A 23,913-nucleotide genomic window follows, 5' to 3' on the forward strand; every position below is an offset into this window, starting at 1 on the left:
GGGTCAGTTCTGCCAATCGGACACGAGCCCTGCCGTAGCGGCCGCTACGGCAGGGCTCGTGTCCGATTGGCAGAACTGACCCCGGGTTAATTTTGGCTGAGGGCGTTCGATAGCAGCTTGGCCGTGATGTCGACGATCGGTATCACCCGTTCGTAAGCCATCCGCGTCGGGCCGATCACGCCCAGCGTGCCGACGATCTTGCCGTTGGCCGTGTACGGCGCGGTGACCACGCTCATCTCGTCCATCGGCACCAGGCTCGATTCCCCGCCAATGTAGATCTGCACGCCGCTGGCCTTGGCCGACACGTCGAGCAGCTGCATCAGCCCGGTCTTCTGCTCGAACATGTCGAACATCTGCCGCAGCGACGTCATGTTGGACGACAGGTCGCTGACCGACAGCAGGTTGCGCTCGCCGGAAATCACCATATTGCCGGTATCGTCGTTCATCGCCTCGCTGCCCGCCTCGACCGCCACCTGCATCAGGCGGCCCATGTCGTCGCGCAGCTGGCGCAGCTCGGTCTGCAGGCGCGTGTGCACTTCGTCGAAGGCCAGGCCGCCGTAATTCTGGTTGATGTAGTTGGCCGACTGCACCAGCTGCGCCGGGCTGTAGTCCACGTCGGTCAGCAGCAGTCGGTTCTGCACGTCGCCGTTGGGCGCCACGATCACCAGCAGGATGCGCTTTTCGCCCAGGCGCAGGAATTCGATCTGCTGGAACACCGACTCGCGGCGCGGGCTCAGCACCACGCCGGCGAACTGCGACAGCGACGACAGCATCTGCGCCGCGTTCGAGATCATCTTCTGCGGCTGCGGCGCCTGCAGGCGCATGCGCGCGTCCATCGCGTGCTCGTCCATGTGCTGCACCGTCAGCAGCGTGTCGACAAAGATGCGGTAGCCGCGCGGCGTCGGCACCCGGCCGGCCGAGGTATGCGGGCTGGCCACATAGCCCAGCTCTTCCAGGTCCGCCATGATGTTGCGGATGGTGGCCGGCGACAGCTCCAGGCCGGAGATCTTGGACAGCGCGCGCGAGCCTACCGGCTGGCCGTCCGCGATATAGCGTTCCACCAGGGCTTTGAGCAGGGTTTGTGCGCGGTTGTCGAGTTGCATGCTAAATATCAGTGGTTGCCGGTGAAAATGTTCTATCTATTATTATGCACTTCAATGCTGCATCTGCCCACGTATCCAGGCCAGTAGTTCGTCAAAAGTGGCGCAAATGGCGTCCGGCGTGACGCCGGCCGCCAGATGGGCGGTGCTGCCGTGACGGTTCATCCAGACCGCGCGCAGGCCGGCGGCCTGGGCGCCCTGCACATCCAGCCGCAGGTCGTCGCCGACGTAGACCGCGTCCTGCGGCGCCACGCCCATCGCCGCGCAGGCGCTGTGGAAGATGGCCGGGTCCGGCTTGGCGCTGCCGAACTGCGACGACGACAGCGCATACTCGAAATGGTGGTCCATGCCGATGACTTCAAGGTCGGCGTTGCCGTTGGTAATCACGCCCAGCCGCAGCATGCCCTGCAGCAGCGGCAACACCGGCAGCACATCGTCATACGGCGTGACCAGGTTGCGCTGCACGGCGAAGTGCCGCATCGAGCCTTCGATATGCGCCGGGTCTTCGCCGGTTTCGGCAAACACCTCGGCCAGCGCCTCGCGCCGCAGCTGGTACAGGTCGGCCACCAACTCAGGGCGGCGCTCCAGCAGCGCCATGCGGCGCACCCGCAGTTCGGCCACGCTGAAGGCCTCGGCCACGCGCGGCGCGTGCTCGGCCAGCCAGGCGTGCCAGCTCACTTCGGCGGCCATGATCACCGGGCCGATCGGCCACAGGGTATCGTCCAGGTCAAACAACAGGGCAAGCGGGCGGCGTGGCGTCATGATCGATCACAAAGGTTGGCAAACAAGCCTATTGTAAGGCCATGGTAAATTACCGGGATGATCTCTCTCCTGAAACACTGGACGCCGCTCCTGTTGCTGACTGGCTGCGCCGCCACCAATCCATCGCCGTCGCCTGATTTCACCTCCTACGTGGTGCTGGGCGAAGCCGGCGCCGCCGTCGCGCGAGTGCTGATCGACGCCCCGGCCTGCCCCGCGATCGAGCTCAACCAGCGCAGCCAGCCGATGACGCTGCGCGCGCCGGCCGAAACCATTCCGCTGCGCAGCACGCCGTCGGCGCCGGCCGATTCCAAGCCGGCCGAGTTCCCGCTGCTGACCTGCGAGGCGGCGCTGCCGGCGGGCACCACCAGCGCCCGCGTGCTGGGCCGGACGCTGCCGCTACCCAAGGCCGAACCCAGACGCATCGTCGTCATCGGCGACACCGGCTGCCGGCTGCAAAAGAGCAGCAACAGCTACCAGGCCTGCAACGACATCGCCCAGTACCCGTTCGCCACCGTCGCCGCCCAGGCCGCCGCGTGGAAGCCGGACCTGGTGATCCACGTCGGCGACTACCATTACCGCGAAAACCCTTGCCCCGAAGGCAACGCCGGTTGCGCCGGCAGTCCGTGGGGCTATGGCTGGGATGCCTGGGACGACGATTTCTTCGCGCCCGGCGCCAGGCTGTTCGACGCGGCGCCGTGGATCATGGCGCGCGGCAACCACGAAAACTGCCTGCGCGGCGGCCAGGGCTACTGGCGCTTCCTCGATCCGCGCCCGCTGCTCAAGGGCCGCGACTGCAACGCGGCCGCCGATGACGACATCGGCAACTACAGCGATCCGTACGCGGTGCCGCTCGGCCAGTCGACCCAGTTGCTGGTGCTGGACACCGCCAACACCACCTGGAAAGGCCTGAAGCCGGGCGACACCGGCTACGCCAAATACCAGGATTTATACCGCAAGCTGGACGCGCTGGCGCAGCAGGCGCCGCGCAACCTCGGCGTCAGCCACCATCCGCTGCTGGGCATCGGCGCCGAACGCAAGGCCGACGGCCGCATCGTGCTGCTGCCAGGCGACGCCGGCCTGCAGGCCAGTTTCGGTTCGCTCAATCCGCAGCTGTTCCCGCCGGCGATACAGGCCATGCTGTCCGGCCACATCCACCTGTGGCAGCAGCTGAGCTTCGCCAGCGGCCATCCGAGCCAGTTCGTCGCCGGTTTCGCCGGCACCTCGGAAGACATCGTGCCGCTGCCGGCCGCGCTGCCGCCCAGCCCACCGCCGGCGCCGGGCGCCGTGGTCGAACACTTCAGCTCGTGGGTGGACGGTTTCGGCTTCATGACCATGGAACGCCTGGACGCCGACCGCTGGCGGATCGAAGTGCATGATTTACAAGGAAAAATCCGCAACCGCTGCGAATTGGCCGGACGCAGGTCGGTATGCGACGTGGCCCAGGTCAACTAGGCAGGGACACACGCTGTTACATCCATTTGCAGGGATGGAATTACCAAATGCACTAAAATACGCCCCACACGTGTAATATGCTGCCTCCCGTGCGCGCTGCCGGGCCCTATTCGTTTTGGAGAAAGAGTTTATGAAAAGTTCGTATCTGCGTGCGGTTACCGCCCTGCTGTGTGCTGTCATTCTGAGCGCCTGCGGCGGCAATAACGGCAGCCTGGCGCTGTCCGGCACCATCGGCTATGTCCCGACTAGCGCGAGCCTGACGGGCCTGGTGCTGGTCAACAACGGCAACGGCGAGAAAATCACCATTGAAGCGGGCGCCACCAGCTTCATCTTCACCAAACTGCTCGCGGTTGACGAGAAATTCGACGTCCAGGTGGCGACCCAGCCAGCCGGCGCCGATTGCAAAGCGATCTCCGCCACGGCCAACACCGGCACCGCCAGCGTTTATACCGTCTACTATCTGGGCTTCACCTGCACCGCCAACCCATACGTACTGGGCGGCACCGTCAAGGGCCTGACCGGCACCGGCCTGGTGCTGGCCAATGGCGCCGACACCACCGCCGTGCTGCCGAATGGCGGCGCCGACGTCAAGTTCACCTTCCCGACCAAGGTTGCCAATAACGCCCAGTACGGCGTCAGCATCCTGACCCAGCCAGCTGGCCAGACCTGCACGGTGGACAGCGCGCTGAATCCAGGCACCATGCCAGCCTCGTCGGACCAGCTGGGCCTGATCGTCAACTGCAAATAAGCCGCCCGCACCTCATTTTTGGAGAAATACATGAAATTTTCGTTCGTAGGCGCCGCAGCGGCGCTGGCCGCAGTGGCCGTCCTGGCCGGTTGCGGCGGCAAGCAGCAGTTCGTGGTGCAAGGTGTGGTCAGCAATCTGAACAACAACGGCCTGGTGCTGCTCAACGGCGGCGAACAGCTGACCGTGCCGTCCGGCGCCACCAGCTTCGCCTTCAGCAAGCAGATCAGTTACGGCACCGACTACAACATCACCATCCAGAAGCAGCCTGACCACATGACCTGCGTGGTGTCGGCCGGCACCGGCTCGGCTGGCTACAACGTCGCCATCCAGGCGCTGGTCAGCTGCTCGCAGAACGTCTACACCCTGGGCGGCCAGTACACCGGCGTGACCCCGGCTGCCGATGGCACCGCGCGCACCGTCACCCTGATCAACGGCTCGACCGGCGGCACGGCAACCCTGTCCAGCGGCACCAGCGCCACCACCCTGACCACCAGCGGCGACTTCCTGCTCAGCAGCTCGGTGCCGGACGGCCAGGCTTACGGCGTGACCGTGGTGCCGCCGACCAACGGCCTGACCTGCACGATCGCCAACGGCACCGGCGTCATGCACGATGCCAACGTCAGCAACCTGCTGGTCACCTGCCAATAAGGGAAGAAACTGTGCCGCTGCGGCGGCACAGTGCAGCAAAGAAGGGAGAGTTATTCGATATCAGAATAATTGGTATTCGGAAAATAAAGTGGCGTGATATGTCGCGACGCAGCATACTGCACTTGTCTCCTCCACTTCTTGCAAAGGAATTGGATTTAAGCCCGCTAGCTTTAGCGGGCTTTTTTTTCGCCTATTGCGCCAGCAGGTTGGCCAGCGCGACGTACTGGGCCAGGCCCACCGCTTCCGGCCGGTCGGTCGGGTTGATGCCGGCGGCGACGATCTGCTCTTCGGTGAACATGCCAGCCAGGCAGTTGCGGATCACCTTGCGGCGTTGCGAGAAGGCTTTCTGCACCACCGCTTCCAGCGTCGGGCCGTCGCACGGCAGCGGATTGGCGACCGGGATCATGCGCACGATGGCCGAATCCACGCGCGGCGGCGGATCGAAGGCTTCCGGCGGCACCACGAACAGCAGCGACATGTCGTAGCGCCATTGCAGCATCACCGACAGGCGTCCGTAGACCTTGCTGCCGGGCTCGGCCACCATGCGCTCCACCACCTCTTTTTGCAGCATGAAGTGCTGGTCCTGCACCAGCGGCGCGAAGGTCGCCAGGTGGAACAGCAGCGGGCTGGAGATGTTGTACGGCAGGTTGCCGACGATGCGCAGCTTCTGTCCTTCCGGCACCGGGATGGTGCTGAAGTCGAATTTCAGCGCGTCGCCGGAATGCACGGTCAGCTTGTTGCGCGGATAGGCTTTTTCCAGCCGCGCCACCAGGTCGCGGTCCAGCTCGACCACGTGCATATGCGCCAGGGTGCGCAGCAGCTGGTCGGTCATGGCCGCCAGGCCGGGGCCGATTTCGACCATGGCGTCGCCTGGCGCCGGGTCGATGGCGTCGGTAATGCTGCCCAGTACGTGCTGGTCGTGCAGGAAGTTCTGGCCGAAGCGTTTGCGGGCTACGTGTTTCATGTTTTTCTAGTCCAAATAATTAAGTGGCGGCGTCCACCGCGTTGGCCATCGCCAGCGCGCTGCTGATCGCCTGATCCATGCTGCCGCAGTCGGCCTTGCCCGGGCCTTGCGCGGCCAGGTCCAGCGCCGTGCCGTGATCGACCGAGGTGCGGATCAGCGGCAGGCCCAGTGTGATGTTGACGCCGTTGCCGAAGGTGGCGTACTTCAGCACCGGCAAGCCCTGGTCGTGGTACATGGCCAGCACGCAGTCGGCGTCCTGCAGGTATTTCGGCTGGAACAGCGTGTCGGCCGGATACGGGCCGCGCGCGTCGATGCCGCGCGCCTGCGCCGCCAGCACGGCCGGCGTGATGACCTCGATTTCCTCGCGGCCCAGGTAGCCGCCCTCGCCGGCGTGCGGGTTCAGGCCGCACACCAGGATGCGCGGCGCGGCGATGCCGAACTTGCTGCGCAAGTCGTGGTCGATGATGTCCAGGATGCGCGCCAGGCCGTCCTGGCTCAGCGCGGCCGCCACGTCCTTCAGCGGCAGGTGGGTGGTGGCCAGCGCCACGCGCAGCGGCGCGCCGTGCAGCGGGCCGCTCAGTTGCTGCGGGCCGGCCAGCATCATTACTACCTGCGGCGTGTGGGTCTGGTCGGCAAAGTATTCGGTGTGGCCGGAGAACTTGACGCCGGCGTCGTTGATGGTGCTCTTTTGCAGCGGCGCGGTGACCACCGCCTCGAACCAGCCGGCCTGCACGCCTTCGATGGCTGCGTCCAGCGTGGCCAGCACGGCGCGGCCGTTTTCCTTGTCCAGCTTGCCTGCCACGACGTGGGCGCTGAGCGGCACGTCGATCACGCTGATGCGGTCGGCGCCGAAGTGCGGCAGGCCGCCGTTGCGCACCGCCATCAGCGACAGCGAGGACAGGCGGATGTCAGGATCGATGTCGGCGGCCGTCATGGCCAGGAAGGCGGCGTCGCCCAGCAGCACGCAATTGACTTCGTGCCGCCGCGCCCACGCCGCGCGGATGGAGATTTCCGGACCGATGCCGGCCGGCTCGCCGACCGTCACGGCAATGGCGGGGCGCACTCCCGGGCGCCGTTTGGATGAAGTGGCGCTCACTCGTGCTCCCCTTTCTGCTTACTTGTTGGCGGCGCTGTTGGCGGCCTTGTCGTCGTCGTTGCGGTACTCGACGTAAGCGCGGTCGCGCACTTCACGCTGCCAGCTTTCGGTGGCTTCCTCCAGCTTGCGGTCGCGCAGCGCCTGGCGGGCGTTGGTGCGTTCGCGTTCCTTGGAGACGTCGTCGGTCTTGCGCTCCAGCACCTGGATCAGGTGGATACCGAAGCTGGTTTCCACCGGTTCGCTCACTTCGCCGATCTTCAGGTTGTTCATCGCCGCTTCGAATTCCGGCATGGTGTCGCCCGGCATCAGCCAGCCCAGGTCGCCGCCCTTGGAGGCCGAACCGTCGTTCGACACCAGGCGCGCCAGGTCTTCGAACTTGGCGGCGTTGTTGTCCAGGCGTTCCTTCAGCTCCAGCAGCTTGCGCTTGGCGTCGGCCGCGCTCATGGTCGGCGTGACCTTGATCAGGATGTGGCGCGCATGCGTCTGCTGCACGGCGGCCACGGCGGCGGCGTCGGCCAGGCTGCGGCGGTCCACCGCCTTCAGGATGTGGAAGGCGCCGGTGCTCTTGATGATCGGCGTCACCTGGCCAGGCTTCAGCTTGGACAGCGCTTCGGCGAAGATCGGCGGCAGGCGTTCCGGCTGGCGCCAGCCGACCACGCCGCCTTGCAGGGCGTCGCTGGCGTCCGAGTAGGTGGCGGCCATCTTGGCGAAGTCGGCGCCGGTGCGCAGCTGGCGCATCACTTCCTCGGCGCGCGCGCGGCGCTGGGCGATCACTTCGGCGGTGGCGTTGTCCGGAATGCGCACCATGATCTGCGAGATGTTGATCTCGAACTGCTCGGCGGCGGCGGCCTTTTCGGCGGCCACGAAGCTGTCCACCTCGGCGTCGGAAATCTGGATCTTGCTGTCGACCTCATGCTCGCGCAGGCGCTGCATGATGATCTCTTCGCGGATCTCTTCGCGGAACGAGGCGAACGGCGTGCCATCCTTTTCCATCTGGTTGCGCAAGTCCTGCACGCTCAGCTTCTGCGCCTCGGCGATGCGCTGGATGGCGCGGTCGAGTTGCAGGTCGTCCACGCGCACGCCCATTTCCTTGGCCAGCTGCAGCTGCGAACGTTCGACGATCATGCGTTCCAGCAGCTGGCGACGCAGGTCGGCAGGGTCCGGCATCTGCACGTTCTGCGCCTTCATGCGCAGGGTCACGGTACGGATGCGGTTGTCCAGTTCGCGCTGGGTGATGACGTCGTCGTTGACCACCACGACGATGCCGTCGATCGCGACATTGCCCGATTCGCCCGGCGGCAGGAAGCCGGCGCCGTCTTTCTTGGCGGCTGGCGCGGCGGCGGCCGGCGCGGCGGCTGGTGCGGCGGCCGGCGCTGGTTCCGGCTCGGCTTTCTTCTTCGACGAGAACAGGCTGCAACCGCTCAGGGCGGCCGTGCACAACAGGACTGCGAGGAGTTTCATCTGGTACTTACTGGCATTACGCATGGTAGAACGCTCAAGAGTCAGGTGTAAAAAAGGCAAAAGGCGCCGACGCGTTTTTTGCGCGGCGGACGCCAAGTGTACATGGAGTTAGCGGCCATAGCCCTCATTCAGGCGCTGGTAACCGGGAATACTGTTCTTCATCGCCTCCAGCGGGCTGCCGACGCCCAGGTGCGACAGGCCGTTCAGTTCCAGCTGGAAGAAGATCTGGGTCGATGCCTTGGTCGAGGTGGTCACGAAACGCTGCGCGCCGGTGCGGAACACCCAGCAGTCGGCGTTGTATTCGAGGCCAACCAGGCTTTCCAGGATTTTCTTGTCCTGCACCGAGTAGCTGATGCGGCCGACGCCGTACCAGCGCTGGAAGATCGGCCACTGGCTCGACAGCTCGATATTCTTGAAGCTGTCGCGCAGGTAGCGGTAGCCCAGGTTCAGCACCTTCTTCGATCCCGGCACCCATTGCGCGGTATAGCTTTCCGAGACGATGCGGCTCTGGCTCGGGTTGTACTGCACGGCGCTGTCGAAGGCCCAGGTGTCCGAGATGCGGCCGGTGGCGGCCAGCAGGATGTCGGAGTGGGCGTCGACCACCGGCGTCGAGGCGTCCAGCTGGACCCGCTGGTCGCGGAAGTAGAAGCGCTGGCCGAACGCCAGGCGCAGCGCCTCGGCGCCGTTGGCGTCGAGGAAGCGCGAGGTCAGCGCGGCGGTCAGCTGGTTGGCGTCGCCGATGCGGTCCGAGCCGACGAAGCGGTTTTCGCTGAAGATCTGGCTGAAGTTGAAGGTGGCCGCGTCGGTGTCGAAGATCGGGAACTTGCTCTGGTCGCGGTACGGGGTATTCACATAGAACAGGCGCGGCTCCAGCGTCTGCGTCATGCTCTTGCCGCCCCACTTGATGTCGCGCTCGAACACCAGGCCGGAGTCGAGCGAGAAGGTCGGCACCGCGCGCGACAGGTTCTCGCTGGACGCGCCCTGGTAGGCGTCGAGCTGGTAGGTCGCCATGTTGACCATGACCTTGGGCGTGATGAAGTAGCTCGGTCCGATGATCGGATAGCTCACCTGCGGAATCGCCACCAAGCGCGTGCCGTTGATCAGGGTCGGGTGGTAGAAGCGGGTCAGCTCGGAGTTGAAGGCCCAGTCGAAGCCGCCGGCCACGTCGTACTGCGCGGCGTTGAAGTTGATCGCCGGCAGGCGGTCGTACGGGCGCGACACGAACAGCGACGGATCGACCACCGATTCCGGATCCTGCAGCACCTGGTACTTCTGCACGCGCGCGGTCAGGGTCCAGAAATCGCCGTGGTAGTCGGTGCGCAGTTCGCGCAGCAGCTGGCGGTCGGTCGAGCTCGACACCGTCTTGGAGAAGTCATTCGGATAGTTGTCGTCCGAGGCGGCGTTGAAGTTCCAGCTGAATTCCCACTGCTTGGTGATGTCCTGGGCGTGGGTCGAGCGCACCATCCAGCGGTCGCTCTTCTCGTCCGGGTTGGCCTGGGCGTACTCGCGGTCGTGCGGCATGAACTCGACATAGGTCTCGCCCTTGTACAGGCCGCCGTCGGTCTCGCCCAGGTAGCGGGCTTGCGCGCCGATCTGGATGCCGCGGTTGGCGATGATTTTCGGGTACAAGGTCAGGTCGCGGTTGGGCGCGATGTTGACGTAGTACGGCACCACCAGCTCGGCGCCGTTCTTCGAGCCGAAGCCCGGCGTCGGCGACAGCCAGCCCGAACGGCGCGCGCCCGACAGCGAGAACGACATCGCCGGCGTGCCCAGGATCGGCACGTCCTTGAAGTAAATCAGCGTCTTGCCGGCGGTGCCGACGTCGCGGCCGGAATCGAGGTTCATCGTGTCCGAGCGCAGATACCAGTCCGGGCTCAGGCTCTGGCAGGTGCTGTAGGTGCCGTTGACCACCACCGCCTCGTCCTCGTTGACGAAGTTGATGCGCTCGGCCTTGCCCTGCGCGTGGTTGGCTTCCAGCTTGTAGGTCGGGTTGAGCATATAGCCCTTGCCCGTGTCCATGTTCAGCTTCAGCTCGTCGCCGGTGAAATAGTCGCCGAAACGCCAGATCTTGACGTTGCTCTTGGCCTCGATTTCATCCTCGACCTGGCGGTAACAGGCGCTGTCGGCGTTGACCTTGGTCTTGTCCTTGATCACCTCGGCATCGCGCTCCAGGATGACTTCCCGCTCGGGACGGCCGCTGATGTCCTCGGCCTTGACGATGGTCTCGGCGTTCTTGTCTTCCACGCGCGGCGGACGCTGCTTGGGCGGCGCGCTCTGGGCATAGGCGTAGGAAGGCAACACCGATACGGTAAAAATAGCGGACAGGGCATACGCCAAGCGCTTCGGTTTGGGCATGCGAATCATGAAAAGAGGGGACCAAGCACCATGAAAGGCGATTTTTTAATTTGAATCCCTTATTATATGGGAATCTTCACCTGACGCCGGTTTCCTCGGCATGCTTCAATGTCTTTATTACAGAATTTAACCTCCGATACCCGGCTGGCACAGCTGGCCGCCTGGCTGCGCACCCTGAATGTGGTCGATGTGGACAGTATTCGTCCCGCCTCGGCCGACGCCAGCTTCCGCCGTTATTTCCGTGTTAACGTTTTGCCGGAACAGCAAACGGCGCTGGGCCTGACCCTGATCGTCATGGACGCGCCGCCGGAACGCGAAAACGTGCTGGGCTTTGTCAAGGTTGACGAAATGCTCACCCATGCCGGCGTCACCGTGCCGCGCATCGTCGCCACCGACTACGAAGCCGGCTTCATGCTGCTGTCCGATCTGGGCAACACCACCTTCCTGTCGGCGCTGAACCACGACAACGCCTCGACCATGTACGCCGAGGCGCTCGAAGCGCTGGTCAAGTTCCAGGTCACCAGCCGTCCCGGCGTGCTGCCGGAATACGACCGCGCCTTCCTGCAGCGCGAAATGAGCCTGTTCCCCGAGTGGTACATCGGCAAGCACCTGAACGCCACGCTGACCGAGAAACAAACGGCCGAGCTGCAGGGCGTGTTCGACGCCATCCTGGCCAACGTCACCGCCCAGGCGCAGGTGTATGTGCACCGCGATTTCCACTCGCGCAACCTGATGGTGGTCGACGCCGGCAATCCGGGCGTGCTGGATTTCCAGGACGCGCTGTACGGCCCGATGACCTACGACCTGGCCTCGCTGCTGCGCGACGCCTACGTGCAGTGGGACGAGGAACTGGTGCTGGACTGGGCCATCCGCTACTGGCAGCACGCCAAGTCGCTGGGCCTGCCGGTCAACAAGGACATCGACGCCTTCTACAAGGACTTCGAGTACATGTCGCTGCAGCGCCACCTGAAGATCCTGGGCCTGTTCTGCCGCCTGAACTACCGCGACGGCAAGGCGCAATACCTGGACGACCTGCCGACCGTGATGGAATACGTGCGCAAGACGGCCGGCCGCTACAAGGATCTGAAACCGCTGATCCGCCTGCTGGATCTGCTGGAAGACACCAAGCCGCAAGTCGGCTACACCTTCTAAGGCCGGCGCATGAAAGCGATGATTTTCGCCGCCGGCCGCGGCGAGCGCATGCGCCCGCTGACCGATGCCACGCCCAAGCCGCTGCTCAAGGTACGCGGGCGGCCGCTGATCGTCTGGCACATCCTCAACCTGGTCAAGGCCAGCATCACCGAGATCGTCATCAATCACGCCCACCTGGGCGACCAGATTGAAGCGGCGCTCGGCGACGGCAGCCAGTTCGGCGCCAAGCTGTTCTACTCGCGCGAGGAAAAAGCGCTGGAAACGGCGGGCGGCATCGCCAAGGCGCGCGCGCTGCTGGGCGAGGAACCGTTCGTCGCCGTGTCGGGCGACATCTACACGCCCTACTTCGACTTCGAACAGGTCAAGGACGTGTTGCACGACAAGGACATGTGGGGTAATCCCTACCCGGCCGACAAGCGCGACATGTGCTGGCTGTACATGGTGCCGAATCCCGACTGGCATCCGGACGGCGACTTCGGCATGACCATGTACACGCTGACCAACGACGGCGCGCCGAAATGGACCTTCGGCAACATCGGCGTCTACCGCATGGAGATGTTCGACCGCATCGCCGCCGGCGAGTACGCCAAGCTTGGCCCGCTGCTGCGCGAATACGCCGACAAGAAACAGGTCGGCGGCGAAGTCTACGAAGGCGAATGGCACAACGTCGGCACCGTGCAGCAGCTCGACCTGCTGAACGCGCCGCTGGCCGCGCTGGCGCCCGCCGCCAAGGGCGTGCAGTGACGCCGGCCGCTGTCGCCGTCGATGTGGCGCGCTACGCCGCGCGGCGCGCGCGCCTGCTGGCGCACATGCCGCCCGGCGCGGTGGCCGTGCTGCCGACCGCGCCGGAAGTCACGCGCAACGCCGACAGCGAATACCTGTACCGCCACGACAGCTACTTCTACTACCTGACCGGATTCACCGAGCCGGAAGCGGTGCTGGTGCTGGTCGCCGGCCAGGGCGACGACAGCGGGACACCGGCGCGCGCCATCCTGTTCTGCCGCCCGAAAAATCCCGACCGCGAAATCTGGGACGGCTACCGCCACGGCCCGGACGGCGCGCGCGTGGTGTTCGGCGTGGACGAAGCCGGCACCATCGAAGAGCTGGACGAGATGATGGCCACGCTGCTGTCGAACGCACCGGCGCTGTACTACGCGCTGGGCGGCGCGCTCGATGAACGCGTGGCCGGCTGGCTGGCCGCCGTGCGCGCCAAGGCCCGCACCGGCGTCACCGCGCCGGCGTCCACGGTCGACCTGCTGCCGCTGCTGGACGAAATGCGCCTGCTGAAGGACGACGCCGAACAAGCCACCATGCGGCGCGCCGCGGACATCTCGGCGCAGGCCCACATCCGCGCCATGCGCGCCGCCCGCGCCGGCATGTACGAATACGAACTGGAAGCGGAACTGCTGTACGAATTCCGCCGCAACGGTGCACAAGCGCCAGCCTACAACGCCATCGTCGCCGCCGGCGCGAATGCCTGCGTGCTGCACTACAGCGCCAACAACGCGCAATCGCAGGACGGCGACCTGGTGCTGATCGACGCCGGCTGCGAGCTGGATGGCTATGCCTCCGACATCACCCGCACCTTCCCGGTCAACGGCAAATTCACTGCGCCGCAACAGCGCTTGTATGAACTGGTACTGGCGGCGCAGATGGCAGCATTCAAGGCCATCGCGCCCGGCCTGCCCTACTCCGGCGCGCACGAAGCGGCGGTGCGGGTGCTGGTGCAGGGCATGCTGGACCTGGGCCTGTTGAGCGGTTCGCTGGACCAGGTGATCGCCGACAAAAGCTACACGCAGTTCTACATGCACGGCACCGGCCACTGGCTGGGCATGGACGTGCACGACGTTGGCCAGTACCGCGACGTGACGCAGACCGGCAAGCCATCGCGCCTGCTGCAGCCGGGCATGGTGGTGACGGTGGAACCGGGCATCTACGTGCGTCCGGCGGAAGGCGTGCCGGAGGCATACTGGAACATCGGCATCCGCATCGAAGACGACGTGCTGGTCACCGCCGACGGCCACACCATCCTGAGCGCCGCCGCGCCGAAGACGGTGGCCGAGATCGAACAACTGATGCAGCAACCATGACAGAACACACCTACGACATCGCCATCTGCGGCGCCGGTCCCGCCGGCATGGCGCTGGCGGCGCAGCTGGTCAAGCGCGGCGTGCCCGCCGACCGCATTGCCCTGATCGACGCCAAGACACTGGCGCAAGCCAGCAACGACCCGCGCTCGCTGGCGCTGTCGTGGGGCAGCCGGCAGATACTGGAAGACATCGGCGCCTGGCCGGCGGTGGCCACCGCCATCGAACAAATCCACGTCTCGCGGCGCGGCCAGTTCGGCCGCAGCCTGATCGACCGCCAGGACTACGATTTGCCGGCGCTGGGCTACGTTACCCGCTACGGCGACATCGTCACCGCCCTGGGCGCCGTGTGCGAACGCGCCGGCATCGCCTCGCTGCGTCCCGCGCGCGTGATCGCGATGGATGAGGAAAGCGATGCGGTCACGCTGATCCTGGACGCCAACGGCGCACCGCAAACGCTGCGCGCCGCCGTCGTGGTGCAGGCCGAAGGAGGCCTGTTCAACGAACAGCAGGTGCGCGCCGTCAACCGCGACTACCAGCAGACCGCCATCATCGCGCAAGTGCGCAGCAGCCTGCCGCCACCGCACCGCGCCTATGAACGCTTTACCGAACAAGGCCCGCTGGCGCTGCTGCCGCAAGATGAGGAGTATTCGCTGGTGTGGTGCGTGCGTCCGGAAAATGCCGGCGCGCTGCTGGCGTTGAACGACAAGGATTTCCTGTCCGCGTTGGGCCGGGCTTTCGGCGACCGCGTCGGCAAGTTCACGCACGCCACGCCACGCCTTGGTTTTCCGCTGGGATTGAATGCTGCGCCGGGCAGTACCGCCCGCACCGTCGCCATCGGCAACGCCGCGCAGACGCTGCATCCGGTGGCGGGCCAGGGTCTGAACCTGGGCCTGCGCGACGTGACGGTGCTGGCGCGCCTGCTGGCGCAGGGCGCGACGCCGGCGATGCTGGCCCAATATACCGACATGCGCCAGCGCGACCGCAGCACCACCGTGCGCCTGACCGACACCATGGCGCGGGTTTTCGCCAACGACACCCCGGCCCAGGCGCTGCTAGGCCTATCGTTGGCCGCCATCGACATGGTCGGCCCTGCACGCGGGTTGCTCGCCGAACTCATGATGTACGGCCGCCGCTGACCGCTACCCCGCACGCTTTTAGCGATACGCCAGCGCCACCACTTAGGGGTCTGACCCCGTACGGGGTCAGACGCCACCTGGCCGTGCGGGTTACTCGACCGCCTTGACCATATCCTCAATGACCTTCTTCGCATCGCCAAACACCATCATGGTATTCGCCTGATAGAACAGCTCATTGTCCAGGCCCGCATACCCTGAAGCCATCGACCGCTTGTTGACGATGATGCTCTTGGCCTTGTACGCCTCCAGAATCGGCATGCCCGCAATCGGCGATTTCGGATCCTTGGCGGCCGGATTGACCACGTCATTGGCGCCGAGGATCAGCACCACATCGGTCTGCCCGAACTCGCCATTGATATCCTCCATCTCGAACACCTGGTCATACGGCACCTCGGCTTCCGCCAGCAGCACGTTCATATGCCCCGGCATCCGCCCCGCCACCGGGTGAATCGCATACTTCACCGTGACACCCTTGTGGGTAAGCTTCTCCACCAGCTCCTTGAGCGAATGCTGCGCGCGCGCCACCGCCAGGCCGTAGCCCGGCACAATAATCACGCTCTCCGCATTCGACATGATGAAGGCCGCATCATCGGCCGAACCGGATTTGACCGGACGCTGTTCCTTCGCGCCGCCCGCCCCCGCATCCGCCGGCGCACCGCCAAAGCCGCCCAGAATCACATTGAAGAACGACCGGTTCATCGCCTTGCACATGATGTACGACAGGATCGCGCCGCTGGACCCCACCAGCGAACCGGCAATGATCAGCATCGAATTATTCAGCGAGAAGCCAATGCCCGCCGCCGCCCAGCCGGAGTAGGAGTTCAGCATCGACACCACCACCGGCATATCCGCGCCGCCGATCGGGATGATGATCAGCACACCCAGCACAAACGCAATCGCGGTCATGATCAGGAACGGCACCCACGCCGGCTCGTTGCCGCCCGCCGCCACGAACACCAGGCCCAGGCCCACCATCACGATCGCCAGTATCAGATTCAGCAAATGCTGGCCCGCGAAGCTGACCGGCGCGCCCTGGAACAAGCGGAACTTGTATTTGCCCGACAGCTTGCCGAACGCGATCACCGAACCGGAGAAGGTAATCGCACCGACAAAGGTGCCGATAAACAGCTCGATGCGGTTCCCGGTCGGCAGCGCCTCGCCCACCGCCGCGATGCCGAACGCATGCGGCTCCGACACCGCCGCCACCGCGATGCACACCGCGGCGAGACCGATCAGCGAGTGCATCGCCGCCACCAGTTCCGGCATCTTGGTCATCTCGACCTTCTTCGCCAGCACCGCGCCGATGCCGCCGCCGACCACCACGCCCAGCACCACCAGCGGCAGTCCCAGACCGGCGCCGCCGACGGCAGCTTCCGAACGCAGCTTGAGGATCAGCGCAACCGTCGTCACAAACGCGATCGCCATGCCCGACATGCCGAAGGCATTGCCGGCGCGCGCCGTCGCCGGCGACGACAGGCCTTTCAGCGCCTGGATAAAACACACCGATGCGATCAAATACAGCATCGTCACCAGGTTCATGGAGATAAAGTTCATGCTTTATCTCCTGATTTGGCTTTCGGTTCCTTCTTCTTGAACATCTCCAGCATGCGCTGCGTGACCAGGAACCCGCCGAACACATTGACGGCGGCCAGCGCCACCGCGACCGTGCCGGCGATCTGCCCGACCAGTCCTTCGGTCAGCGAAGCGGCCAGCATGGCGCCGACGATGATGATGGCCGATACCGCGTTGGTCACCGCCATCAGCGGCGTATGCAGCGCCGGCGTCACGGTCCAGACCACGTGGTAGCCAACGTAAATGGCCAGAACAAAAATAATCAGATTGATGATGGTGTGGCTGATTTCCATGGTGTCTCCCCCGGTTATTTGCGCAGCAGTTCGCCGCCGGCGCACAGCAGCGTGGCCTTGATGATTTCGTCCTCGCGGTCGATCACCAGCTTGTCTTCCTTGTCGATGATCAGCTTGAGAAAGTCCAGTACGTTGCGCGCGTACAGCGCGGACGCATCGGCCGCCACGTGGGTGGCCAGGTCCGGCTCGCCGATGATGTGCACGCCGTGCCTGATCACCGTCTTGTTCAACTCGGACAAGGGGCAGTTGCCGCCCTGCGATACGGCCAGGTCGACGATCACGGAACCGGGCTTCATCGCCTTCACCGTCTCCTCGGAGATCAGCACCGGCGCCGGACGGCCCGGTATCAACGCGGTGGTGATGATGATGTCGGCCAGCTTGGCGCGTTCGTGCACCAGTTCGGACTGGCGGCGCATCCAATCGACCGGCATCGGCCGTGCGTAGCCGCCCACGCCCTGGGCGATGTCCTTCTCTTCATCGGTCAGGTAGGGCACGTCGATGAACTTGGCGCCCAGCGATTCCACCTGCTCCTTCACCGGCGGCCGCACGTCGGAGGCCTCGATCACCGCGCCGAGGCGCTTGGCGGTGGCGATGGCCTGCAGGCCGGCCACGCCGACGCCCATGATCAGCACCCGCGCCGCCTTCACCGTGCCGGCCGCCGTCATCAGCATCGGCATGAAGCGCTGATAGGTATTGGCCGCCACCATCACCGCCTTGTAGCCGGCGATGTTGGCCTGCGACGACAGCACGTCCATCGACTGCGCGCGGGTGATGCGCGGCACGGCTTCCAGCGCCAGCGCCAGCAGCCCGGCCGAGGCCATGGCGGCGTTGTTGTCCGCATCGAAGGGATTGAGCATGCCGATCACCACCGTGCCCGGCTTGATCTGCGCGCGCTCCTCGGCATTGGGGGCACGCACCTTGAGGATCACGTCGGCCGCCCATACCTCGCTGGCAGGCACGATTTGTGCACCAGCTGCAACATAGGCATCGTCCGTCACCGAGGCCGGCAGGCCGGCGCCGGATTGCACAATGATCTGATGCTTGGCTGCCAACTTTTTGACGGTCTCCGGCGTGGCCGCCACCCGGGTCTCCCCCGGCCTTGTCTCAGCCGGTACGCTTATTCTCATGGTGCCTCCAGATGATTGATAAACTGACTAGAATCTATCACGCTTTTTTAAGCCACGAAACATCGGTTTCGTCATTTCAAGAATTACTATTTGTCATTAATTACCCCGTAAATTTGTTCCAGCGCAAACCAAAAGGCTGGAACAGGCTAAAATATCGGCTCTTTCAAGGATGACTCATGCCGCGTATCTGGAAACCCTCTGTGACTGTTGCCGCCATCGTCGAAAAAGATGGCAAGTTCTTGCTGATCGAAGAAGAAACCAGCGACGGCATCCGCATCAACCAGCCTGCCGGTCACCTCGACCCGTATGAATCGCTGGAGCAAGCCGTCATCCGCGAAACCCTGGAGGAAACCGCCTACGACTTTACGCCAACCGCGCTGGTGGGCATGTATATGTCGCGCTACACCTCCAACCGCACCGGCGAGGAAGTGACGTATTTACGCTTCACTTTCTGCGGCTACCCGGGCGCGCAGCACGACCGTCCGCTGGACGAAGGCATTCTGCGCACCATGTGGCTGACGCGCGACGAACTGGCCGCCTGCGCCGACCGTCACCGCAGCCCCACCGTGCTGCAATGCGTGGACGAATACCTGGAGGGCCGCCGCGCTCCGCTGGCACTGATACAAACACATGCTTCCGTCTACAAGGAAGCGATTAGCACTGCGAATGGATGAGTAATGAGTAAGAAACGCGTCGTTATCGGCATGTCGGGCGGGGTAGACTCCTCGGTGTCGGCATGGCTGCTGAAAGAACAGGGCTATGAAGTCATCGGCCTGTTCATGAAGAACTGGGAAGACGACGACGACTCCGAGTACTGCTCCACCCGCCAGGACTGGATCGACGCGGCCAGCGTGGCCGACGTGGTCGGCGTGGATATCGAGGCGGTCAACTTCGCCAGCGAATACAAGGACCGCGTGTTCGCCGACTTCCTGCGCGAGTACCAGGCCGGCCGCACGCCGAATCCGGACGTGCTGTGCAACGCCGAGATCAAGTTCAAGGCCTTCCTCGACCACGCGATGTCGCTGGGCGCCGACCTGATCGCCACCGGCCACTACGCGCGCGTGCGCCAGAACGGCGACCGCCACGAACTGCTGAAGGCGGTCGACCACACCAAGGACCAGAGCTATTTCCTGCACCGGCTGAACCAGGCGCAGCTGTCGAAGACGCTGTTCCCGCTGGGCGAAATCCCGAAAACCGAAGTGCGCAAGATCGCCGAGAAACTGCAGCTGCCGAATGCGGCCAAGAAGGATTCGACCGGCATCTGCTTCATCGGCGAACGGCCGTTCCGCGAGTTCCTGAACCGCTACCTGTCGTACAAGCCGGGCCCGATGATGACGCCGGACGGCAAGGTGGTGGGCGAGCACGTCGGCCTGTCGTTCTACACGCTGGGCCAGCGCAAGGGCATCGGCGTCGGCGGCATGAAGGATTACAAGAACGCCGACGGCAGCAACGACGCCTGGTACGTGGCCAAGAAGGACGTGGTCAACAACGTGCTGTACATCGTGCAGGGCCATGACCACCCGTGGCTGCTGTCGGCCACGCTGCGCGCCGACCAGGCCAGCTGGATCGCCGGCGTGCCGCCGGAAGCGCGTCCGATGTCGGCCAAGACCCGCTACCGCCAGGCCGATGTGGCGTGCGAAATCGCGCCGGACGGCCAGTCCGACTTCGCGCTGAAATTCATGGATGCCCAGTGGGCGGTGACGCCGGGCCAGTCGGCCGTGCTGTACGACGGTGAAGTGTGCCTGGGCGGCGGCATCATCGACAGCTCGACCGCCGTGTAAATCAACCGGCGGCGGGTTCGCCGCCTTCTGCCGCCGGCGGCGTTGCGCTGCCGGCTTCCGCTTCCGCCTTGGCGGCCAGCGCCGCGCGCTGGCGCTTGACCATGGCGATCACCACGTTACGGATGGTATTCAGCACGGTGTCGGCCTTGAACGGCTTGACGATGAAACCGCTCACGCCGATCGCGTGCGCTTCCTGGATGATGGCGGCGTTCATTTCGCTGGAAACCATGAACAGCAGCGTCTTCGGCCAGTTGGTGCGGATTTCGCGCACCGATTCCTGATCACTCTCGAACTGCTCCTTGGCGATGCAGACGATGTGCGGATGGTGCTTGATCAACAGCACCATGGCGCTGGCGCAGGTGTGGGTCTGGCCCACCACGTCGTAGCCGCCATCGAGCAGCACGGTATTCAGCAGGCCACGCGCGACAGCGCTGGGATCGATAATGACTGCTTTTAACATCTTGCAAACCTTGTTAGTGGGACCAGGCCAGCATGTTCCAGCTCACGCCTACCTTCACATCCGTTTTCAACTGTACCAGTTGTCGAGAAAGATACAGCATTTCGCGTTCTTTTCGAAGCGTTTCCCCCAAGGAATCTTTAAGAATCCCGGCGCCGGCCATAATGGCGTCCAGATTGCCGTATGTACGCAACAGTTTGGCGGCGGTCTTGACGCCCACCTTGGACACGCCGGGGATGGAATCGGTGACGTCGCCCATCAGCGCCAGCAGGTCCGGCAGCTGGTCGGGCGGCACGCCCCACTTCTTTTCGACCCAGGCGTGGTCGTGCCATTCGCTCTTGAAGTGGTCCCAGACGCGGGCGCCCTGGGCGATCAGGCCGTGCAGGTCCTTGTCGGTGGTGGCGACGGTGGCTTCGCCGCGGCCCTCGGCCAGCCAGCGCAGCACCACGGTGCCGATGACATCGTCGGCTTCGACTTCCGGCACCGACACCACGTGCATGCCGAAGCCGCGCAGCTTGTCGTAGAACGCCGGCAGCGCCTCGCGCAGCGGCGACGGCATCGGCGCGCGGCCTTCGCGGTAGCCGCCGTACAGCGCGTGGCGCCAGGTGCGGCCGCCGAAGTCGAAGGCCGGCAGCAGGTGCGTGGGCTGGTGGTCGTGTATGAGGGTGCGCAAGGAAGACAGCGCGTGGCGCAGCGCGATGTCGGCCTTTTCAGGGCTGTCAGGTTCGGGACTGGCTTCGTAGACGCGGCGCACAATATTGAGGCCGTCGATGGCAAGGAGTCTACCCATGTTCAACTTCATCCGGGCTTTGGTCAAGCCGCCATTCTACCCGACCGGGCCGACGCGGCGGCATGCGCCGCGTCAAAGCCGCTTACTTCAGCAGCTCGTAGGGGCCGCCGCGTTCGAGGGCGCGCTGGAAGGCGGGGCGGCTGTGGATGCGTTTCAGGTAGGCCGCCAGTTTCGGACGCGATGCGTCCAGGCCGCCGCGCGCGGAGGCGGCTTCCAGCGGGAAGCTCATCTGGATGTCGGCGGCGGTGAAGTCGTTGCCGGCGAACCATTCGCTCTTGCCCAGCTCGCCTTCCAGGTAGTCCAGGTGCATGGCGATCTGCGGCAGGATGTAGCTGCCCTTGACCTTGCCCGCGATGGCGCGCGCGATCGGCTTGACGAAGAACGGCGCCGGGCTGGTCTCGACGCGGTCGAAGATCAGCTTCATCAGCAGCGGCGCCATCGCCGAGCCTTCGGCATAGTGCAGGAAATACGTCCAGCGGCGGCGCTCCTCGGTGCCAGCCGGCGGGATCAAACGGCCGTTGCCGTAGGTGTCGATCAGGTATTCGGCGATTGCGCCGGACTCGGCCACCACGATGCCGTTATCGGTGATCACCGGCGACTTGCCCAGCGGGTGGATCTTCTTCAGCTCCGGCGGCGCCAGCATGGTCTTCGGATCGCGCTGGTAGCGCACGATCTCGTATTCCAGGCCCAGCTCTTCCAGCAGCCACAGCACCCGCTGCGAGCGCGAATTATTCAAGTGATGAACGACGATCATGTGACTTATCCCGAGAAAAAAGAACGGCCGTGCGCCGCAACCTCGCTAGCTTAACATTGTTGCCCGCCGCGCGCGTCTGCCCGGATCGGATATGGATTCCGTCGAGAAACAGCAGTACACTCGACAGTTCATCAGCCGCCGCCGGAGTCTTCATGAATTTGCTGTCCCCACGCTACCTCGCCTTCCATGCCTCCATCGTTACGCTACTGGCTTCGCTGGCCTTGCGGGCACCGTGGGAAATTTCGGCGGTCGCCGCCGCGCTGACCATCGTCGGCATCAGCGACCTGCTGCAAACCAGGCGCGCGCTGCGCCGCAACTACCCGATCCTGGCGCACTTCCGCTTCTTCTTCGAATCGATCCGCCCCGAGATCCGCCAGTACTTCCTGGAAGACGACATGGTGGCCGAGCCGTTCTCGCGCAACCAGCGCAGCATCGTCTACCAGCGCGCCAAGAAGGACACCGACAAGCGCCCGTTCGGCACCCAGCTCGACGTCTACGCGCCCGGCTACGAATGGATCAACCACTCGATCGCGCCGGCGGCCGAACAGCCGCACGACTTCCGCATCGAGATCGGCAACCACCCGGACTGCCCGCGCGCGCAGCCGTACTCGGCCAGCGTGTTCAACATCTCGGCGATGAGCTTCGGCGCGCTGTCGGCCAACGCCATCCTGGCGCTGAACGGCGGCGCCAAACAGGGCGGCTTCATGCACGACACCGGCGAAGGCAGCATCAGCCCCTACCACCGCCAGAACGGCGGCGACCTGGTGTGGGAAATCGGCTCCGGCTACTTCGGCTGCCGCAACGACGACGGCACCTTCTCGGAAGCGAACTTCATCGTCAACGCCACCGCGCCGCAGGTCAAGATGATCGAACTGAAGATGTCGCAGGGCGCCAAGCCGGGCCATGGCGGCGTGCTGCCGGGCGCCAAGGTCACCATCGAAATCGCGCAGACGCGCGGCGTGCCGGTGGGCCGCGACTGCATCTCGCCGTCGTCGCACTCGGCCTTCAGGACGCCGATCGAAATGCTGCAGTTCATCGACCGCCTGCGCACGCTGTCGGGCGGCAAGCCGACCGGCTTCAAGCTGGCGATCGGCCACCCGTGGGAATTCTTCGGCATCGTCAAGGCCATGCTGGCGACCGGCATCGTGCCGGACTTCATCGTGGTCGATGGCGGCGAAGGCGGCACCGGCGCGGCGCCGGTCGAGTTCACCGACCACGTCGGCACGCCGTTGCAGGAGGCGCTGCTGCTGGTGCATAACACGCTGGTCGGCGCCAACCTGCGCGACAAGATCAAGATCGGCGCCTCGGGCAAGATCATCACCGCCTTCGACATCGCGCGCACGCTGGCGCTGGGAGCGGACTGGTGCAATTCGGCGCGCGGCTTCATGTTCGCGCTGGGCTGCATCCAGTCGCAAAGCTGCCATACCGACCGCTGCCCGACCGGCGTCGCCACGCAGGACCCGTCGCGCCAGCGCGCGCTGGTGGTGCCGGACAAGATCCAGCGCGTCGCCAACTTCCATGAGAACACGATGGAGGCGCTGGCCCAGCTGATCGCCGCCGCCGGCCTGACGCATCCGTCGCAGCTGCGCCCGCGCCACCTGGTGCGGCGCATTTCGCACAACCAGGTCAAGCTGGCGTCGGCGCTGCTGCCCTACCTGGAGCCGGGTGAGCTGCTCGACCCAAGCCAGCTGGCGCGCCTGCCGCCGGTGTTCGGCCATTACTGGCCGATGGCGCAGGCGGAGTCGTTCGATCCGTTCTGTGGTTAATGCGGGAACGGCACGTAGCCCCTGCGAATCGCCCAGTCTTCGCCCTGTCGTTTGAACGCATCGATCGTTGCCGCGTCGAATTCCATCGTCAACGTGACCGTCGGCGATCCGGGCGGCGCAAGCAGGGGAGATGGCTTAACGCTGCACGTGCAGCTTGATGACGCGCTTGTGGCTGGCGGCGTCGGTCGGCGTGTCGCACGAGGACGGGCCGCAGTTGGAGCAGCCGCCGCCATCGCCGCAGCCGCCACCGCCGCCGGTCTTGAACAGCTTGGCCAGCCGCGCTTCGTTGAAGCCGCGCTTGCCCAGCGTGTAGACGATGCGCTGGCGCCAGGCCAGCGGCAGGTACTTGGCGCTGAAGTGCACCAGCGCCACCAACACGATCACCGCGACAATAATCTGCTGCCACATA

At 64.9% G+C, this 23,913-nt stretch carries 23 protein-coding genes; 10 read left to right on the top strand and 13 right to left on the bottom strand.

Annotated elements, in window-relative coordinates; all coding sequences use genetic code 11:
- Nucleotides 1-86: 86 nt before the first annotated feature.
- Both hrcA and GJ698_RS22835 read right to left on the bottom strand, forming a co-directional pair.
- Nucleotides 87-1,103 carry a heat-inducible transcriptional repressor HrcA gene (hrcA, locus tag GJ698_RS22830; protein ID WP_154360169.1) on the bottom strand — a complete coding sequence of 339 codons (1,017 nt, stop codon included), beginning with the start codon at nucleotides 1,101-1,103 and terminating at the stop codon, nucleotides 87-89.
- A 51-nt stretch (nucleotides 1,104-1,154) separates the two neighbouring features.
- A complete protein-coding gene (locus tag GJ698_RS22835) occupies nucleotides 1,155-1,862 on the bottom strand; it encodes an HAD family hydrolase (RefSeq protein WP_154360170.1) in 708 nt (235 codons plus the stop codon).
- A gap of 57 nt (nucleotides 1,863-1,919) precedes the next feature.
- Here GJ698_RS22835 and GJ698_RS22840 point away from each other — a divergent pair, with 57 nt between their 5' ends.
- The 3 genes from GJ698_RS22840 (at nucleotide 1,920) to GJ698_RS22850 (ending at nucleotide 4,710) form a co-directional block, all read left to right on the top strand.
- A complete protein-coding gene (locus GJ698_RS22840; RefSeq protein WP_154360171.1) occupies nucleotides 1,920-3,314 on the top strand; it encodes a metallophosphoesterase family protein in 1,395 nt (464 codons plus the stop codon).
- A gap of 130 nt (nucleotides 3,315-3,444) precedes the next feature.
- Nucleotides 3,445-4,062: a hypothetical protein gene (locus tag GJ698_RS22845; RefSeq protein WP_154360172.1), complete on the top strand. Its 618-nt coding sequence runs from the start codon at nucleotides 3,445-3,447 to the stop codon at nucleotides 4,060-4,062.
- A gap of 30 nt (nucleotides 4,063-4,092) precedes the next feature.
- On the top strand, nucleotides 4,093-4,710 hold the full coding sequence (locus tag GJ698_RS22850) for a hypothetical protein (protein ID WP_154360173.1): 618 nt from the start codon (nucleotides 4,093-4,095) through the stop codon (nucleotides 4,708-4,710).
- A gap of 190 nt (nucleotides 4,711-4,900) precedes the next feature.
- Here GJ698_RS22850 and rsmA read toward each other — a convergent pair whose 3' ends face one another.
- The 4 genes from rsmA to GJ698_RS22870 form a co-directional block, all read right to left on the bottom strand.
- A complete protein-coding gene (gene rsmA / locus GJ698_RS22855; RefSeq protein WP_154360174.1) occupies nucleotides 4,901-5,674 on the bottom strand; it encodes a 16S rRNA (adenine(1518)-N(6)/adenine(1519)-N(6))-dimethyltransferase RsmA in 774 nt (257 codons plus the stop codon).
- Nucleotides 5,675-5,693: 19 nt separating this feature from the next.
- Nucleotides 5,694-6,737, bottom strand: coding sequence for a 4-hydroxythreonine-4-phosphate dehydrogenase PdxA (pdxA, locus tag GJ698_RS22860; RefSeq protein ID WP_371865420.1), 1,044 nt, complete (start codon nucleotides 6,735-6,737; stop codon nucleotides 5,694-5,696).
- Between the two features lie 51 nt (nucleotides 6,738-6,788).
- Nucleotides 6,789-8,255, bottom strand: a complete 1,467-nt coding sequence (locus GJ698_RS22865; RefSeq protein WP_229260130.1) for a peptidylprolyl isomerase — start codon at nucleotides 8,253-8,255, stop codon at nucleotides 6,789-6,791.
- Nucleotides 8,256-8,339: 84 nt separating this feature from the next.
- Nucleotides 8,340-10,586 carry an LPS-assembly protein LptD gene (locus tag GJ698_RS22870; RefSeq protein WP_229260131.1) on the bottom strand — a complete coding sequence of 749 codons (2,247 nt, stop codon included), beginning with the start codon at nucleotides 10,584-10,586 and terminating at the stop codon, nucleotides 8,340-8,342.
- Between the two features lie 108 nt (nucleotides 10,587-10,694).
- On the opposite strand from GJ698_RS22870, the gene GJ698_RS22875 reads away from it, so the two are divergent.
- Genes GJ698_RS22875 through GJ698_RS22890 form a run of 4 tightly spaced genes read left to right on the top strand, consistent with a single transcriptional unit; the run spans nucleotide 10,695 to nucleotide 14,964 of the window.
- On the top strand, nucleotides 10,695-11,738 hold the full coding sequence (locus GJ698_RS22875; RefSeq protein WP_154360177.1) for an aminoglycoside phosphotransferase family protein: 1,044 nt from the start codon (nucleotides 10,695-10,697) through the stop codon (nucleotides 11,736-11,738).
- Between the two features lie 9 nt (nucleotides 11,739-11,747).
- Complete coding sequence (gene murU, locus GJ698_RS22880; RefSeq protein WP_154360178.1) at nucleotides 11,748-12,482, top strand: N-acetylmuramate alpha-1-phosphate uridylyltransferase MurU; 735 nt, start codon at nucleotides 11,748-11,750, stop codon at nucleotides 12,480-12,482.
- Nucleotides 12,395-13,828 (top strand): Xaa-Pro aminopeptidase, encoded by a 1,434-nt coding sequence (pepP, locus tag GJ698_RS22885; RefSeq protein ID WP_154360179.1) that lies wholly within the window; start codon nucleotides 12,395-12,397, stop codon nucleotides 13,826-13,828. The genes murU and pepP overlap by 88 nt, the downstream gene beginning before the upstream one ends.
- A complete protein-coding gene (locus GJ698_RS22890) occupies nucleotides 13,825-14,964 on the top strand; it encodes a UbiH/UbiF/VisC/COQ6 family ubiquinone biosynthesis hydroxylase (RefSeq protein WP_154360180.1) in 1,140 nt (379 codons plus the stop codon). The genes pepP and GJ698_RS22890 overlap by 4 nt, the downstream gene beginning before the upstream one ends.
- 90 nt (nucleotides 14,965-15,054) lie before the next feature.
- Here the strand turns inward: GJ698_RS22890 and GJ698_RS22895 are convergent, their stop codons facing one another.
- Genes GJ698_RS22895 through GJ698_RS22905 form a run of 3 tightly spaced genes read right to left on the bottom strand, consistent with a single transcriptional unit; the run spans nucleotide 15,055 to nucleotide 17,956 of the window.
- Nucleotides 15,055-16,518, bottom strand: a complete 1,464-nt coding sequence (locus tag GJ698_RS22895) for an NAD(P)(+) transhydrogenase (Re/Si-specific) subunit beta (RefSeq protein ID WP_154360181.1) — start codon at nucleotides 16,516-16,518, stop codon at nucleotides 15,055-15,057.
- Nucleotides 16,515-16,829, bottom strand: a complete 315-nt coding sequence (locus GJ698_RS22900; RefSeq protein WP_154360182.1) for an NAD(P) transhydrogenase subunit alpha part 2 — start codon at nucleotides 16,827-16,829, stop codon at nucleotides 16,515-16,517. The genes GJ698_RS22895 and GJ698_RS22900 overlap by 4 nt, the downstream gene beginning before the upstream one ends.
- A 14-nt stretch (nucleotides 16,830-16,843) precedes the next feature.
- Nucleotides 16,844-17,956, bottom strand: a complete 1,113-nt coding sequence (locus tag GJ698_RS22905; RefSeq protein ID WP_154360183.1) for a Re/Si-specific NAD(P)(+) transhydrogenase subunit alpha — start codon at nucleotides 17,954-17,956, stop codon at nucleotides 16,844-16,846.
- Nucleotides 17,957-18,132: 176 nt separating this feature from the next.
- On the opposite strand from GJ698_RS22905, the gene GJ698_RS22910 reads away from it, so the two are divergent.
- The gene (locus GJ698_RS22910) at nucleotides 18,133-18,630 is read left to right on the top strand and encodes an NUDIX hydrolase (RefSeq protein WP_154360184.1); all 498 of its coding nucleotides are present in this window, start codon (nucleotides 18,133-18,135) and stop codon (nucleotides 18,628-18,630) included.
- Between the two features lie 3 nt (nucleotides 18,631-18,633).
- Nucleotides 18,634-19,737 (top strand): tRNA 2-thiouridine(34) synthase MnmA, encoded by a 1,104-nt coding sequence (gene mnmA / locus GJ698_RS22915; RefSeq protein ID WP_154360185.1) that lies wholly within the window; start codon nucleotides 18,634-18,636, stop codon nucleotides 19,735-19,737.
- A 1-nt stretch (nucleotide 19,738) separates the two neighbouring features.
- Here mnmA and GJ698_RS22920 read toward each other — a convergent pair whose 3' ends face one another.
- The 3 genes from GJ698_RS22920 to GJ698_RS22930 all read right to left on the bottom strand — a co-directional run bounded on the left by GJ698_RS22920 (nucleotide 19,739) and on the right by GJ698_RS22930 (nucleotide 21,738).
- Entirely contained in the window at nucleotides 19,739-20,197 is a 459-nt protein-coding gene (locus GJ698_RS22920) for a response regulator (protein WP_154360186.1), read from the bottom strand.
- Between the two features lie 13 nt (nucleotides 20,198-20,210).
- On the bottom strand, nucleotides 20,211-20,984 hold the full coding sequence (locus tag GJ698_RS22925; protein ID WP_154360187.1) for a 5'-3' exonuclease: 774 nt from the start codon (nucleotides 20,982-20,984) through the stop codon (nucleotides 20,211-20,213).
- An 82-nt stretch (nucleotides 20,985-21,066) separates the two neighbouring features.
- A complete protein-coding gene (locus GJ698_RS22930; RefSeq protein ID WP_154360188.1) occupies nucleotides 21,067-21,738 on the bottom strand; it encodes a glutathione S-transferase in 672 nt (223 codons plus the stop codon).
- Between the two features lie 158 nt (nucleotides 21,739-21,896).
- Here GJ698_RS22930 and GJ698_RS22935 point away from each other — a divergent pair, with 158 nt between their 5' ends.
- Entirely contained in the window at nucleotides 21,897-23,504 is a 1,608-nt protein-coding gene (locus GJ698_RS22935) for an FMN-binding glutamate synthase family protein (RefSeq protein WP_154360255.1), read from the top strand.
- A gap of 135 nt (nucleotides 23,505-23,639) precedes the next feature.
- Here the strand turns inward: GJ698_RS22935 and GJ698_RS22940 are convergent, their stop codons facing one another.
- A complete protein-coding gene (locus tag GJ698_RS22940) occupies nucleotides 23,640-23,912 on the bottom strand; it encodes a hypothetical protein (protein ID WP_154360189.1) in 273 nt (90 codons plus the stop codon).
- Nucleotide 23,913: the final 1 nt, after the last annotated feature.

The organism is Duganella aquatilis, from assembly GCF_009674565.1.
GTDB lineage: Bacteria > Pseudomonadota > Gammaproteobacteria > Burkholderiales > Burkholderiaceae_D > Rugamonas > Rugamonas aquatilis.

Excerpts from the sequence above, each read along its gene's own strand:
- GJ698_RS22940 (WP_154360189.1), bottom strand. The coding sequence starts at position 23,912 with ATGTGGCAGCAGATTATTGTCGCGGTGATCGTGTTGGTGGCGCTGGTG.
- GJ698_RS22840 (WP_154360171.1), top strand. The coding sequence starts at position 1,920 with ATGATCTCTCTCCTGAAACACTGGACGCCGCTCCTGTTGCTGACTGGC.
- murU (WP_154360178.1), top strand. The coding sequence starts at position 11,748 with ATGAAAGCGATGATTTTCGCCGCCGGCCGCGGCGAGCGCATGCGCCCG.
- rsmA (WP_154360174.1), bottom strand. The coding sequence starts at position 5,674 with ATGAAACACGTAGCCCGCAAACGCTTCGGCCAGAACTTCCTGCACGAC.
- GJ698_RS22850 (WP_154360173.1), top strand. The coding sequence starts at position 4,093 with ATGAAATTTTCGTTCGTAGGCGCCGCAGCGGCGCTGGCCGCAGTGGCC.
- GJ698_RS22845 (WP_154360172.1), top strand. The coding sequence starts at position 3,445 with ATGAAAAGTTCGTATCTGCGTGCGGTTACCGCCCTGCTGTGTGCTGTC.
- GJ698_RS22895 (WP_154360181.1), bottom strand. The coding sequence starts at position 16,518 with ATGAACTTTATCTCCATGAACCTGGTGACGATGCTGTATTTGATCGCA.
- GJ698_RS22900 (WP_154360182.1), bottom strand. The coding sequence starts at position 16,829 with ATGGAAATCAGCCACACCATCATCAATCTGATTATTTTTGTTCTGGCC.
- GJ698_RS22865 (WP_229260130.1), bottom strand. The coding sequence starts at position 8,255 with ATGCGTAATGCCAGTAAGTACCAGATGAAACTCCTCGCAGTCCTGTTG.
- GJ698_RS22835 (WP_154360170.1), bottom strand. The coding sequence starts at position 1,862 with ATGACGCCACGCCGCCCGCTTGCCCTGTTGTTTGACCTGGACGATACC.
- pepP (WP_154360179.1), top strand. The coding sequence starts at position 12,395 with ATGGCACAACGTCGGCACCGTGCAGCAGCTCGACCTGCTGAACGCGCC.
- hrcA (WP_154360169.1), bottom strand. The coding sequence starts at position 1,103 with ATGCAACTCGACAACCGCGCACAAACCCTGCTCAAAGCCCTGGTGGAA.
- GJ698_RS22920 (WP_154360186.1), bottom strand. The coding sequence starts at position 20,197 with ATGTTAAAAGCAGTCATTATCGATCCCAGCGCTGTCGCGCGTGGCCTG.
- GJ698_RS22905 (WP_154360183.1), bottom strand. The coding sequence starts at position 17,956 with ATGAGAATAAGCGTACCGGCTGAGACAAGGCCGGGGGAGACCCGGGTG.
- GJ698_RS22890 (WP_154360180.1), top strand. The coding sequence starts at position 13,825 with ATGACAGAACACACCTACGACATCGCCATCTGCGGCGCCGGTCCCGCC.
- GJ698_RS22910 (WP_154360184.1), top strand. The coding sequence starts at position 18,133 with ATGCCGCGTATCTGGAAACCCTCTGTGACTGTTGCCGCCATCGTCGAA.
- GJ698_RS22870 (WP_229260131.1), bottom strand. The coding sequence starts at position 10,586 with ATGCCCAAACCGAAGCGCTTGGCGTATGCCCTGTCCGCTATTTTTACC.
- GJ698_RS22925 (WP_154360187.1), bottom strand. The coding sequence starts at position 20,984 with ATGGGTAGACTCCTTGCCATCGACGGCCTCAATATTGTGCGCCGCGTC.
- mnmA (WP_154360185.1), top strand. The coding sequence starts at position 18,634 with ATGAGTAAGAAACGCGTCGTTATCGGCATGTCGGGCGGGGTAGACTCC.
- GJ698_RS22930 (WP_154360188.1), bottom strand. The coding sequence starts at position 21,738 with ATGATCGTCGTTCATCACTTGAATAATTCGCGCTCGCAGCGGGTGCTG.
- GJ698_RS22875 (WP_154360177.1), top strand. The coding sequence starts at position 10,695 with ATGTCTTTATTACAGAATTTAACCTCCGATACCCGGCTGGCACAGCTG.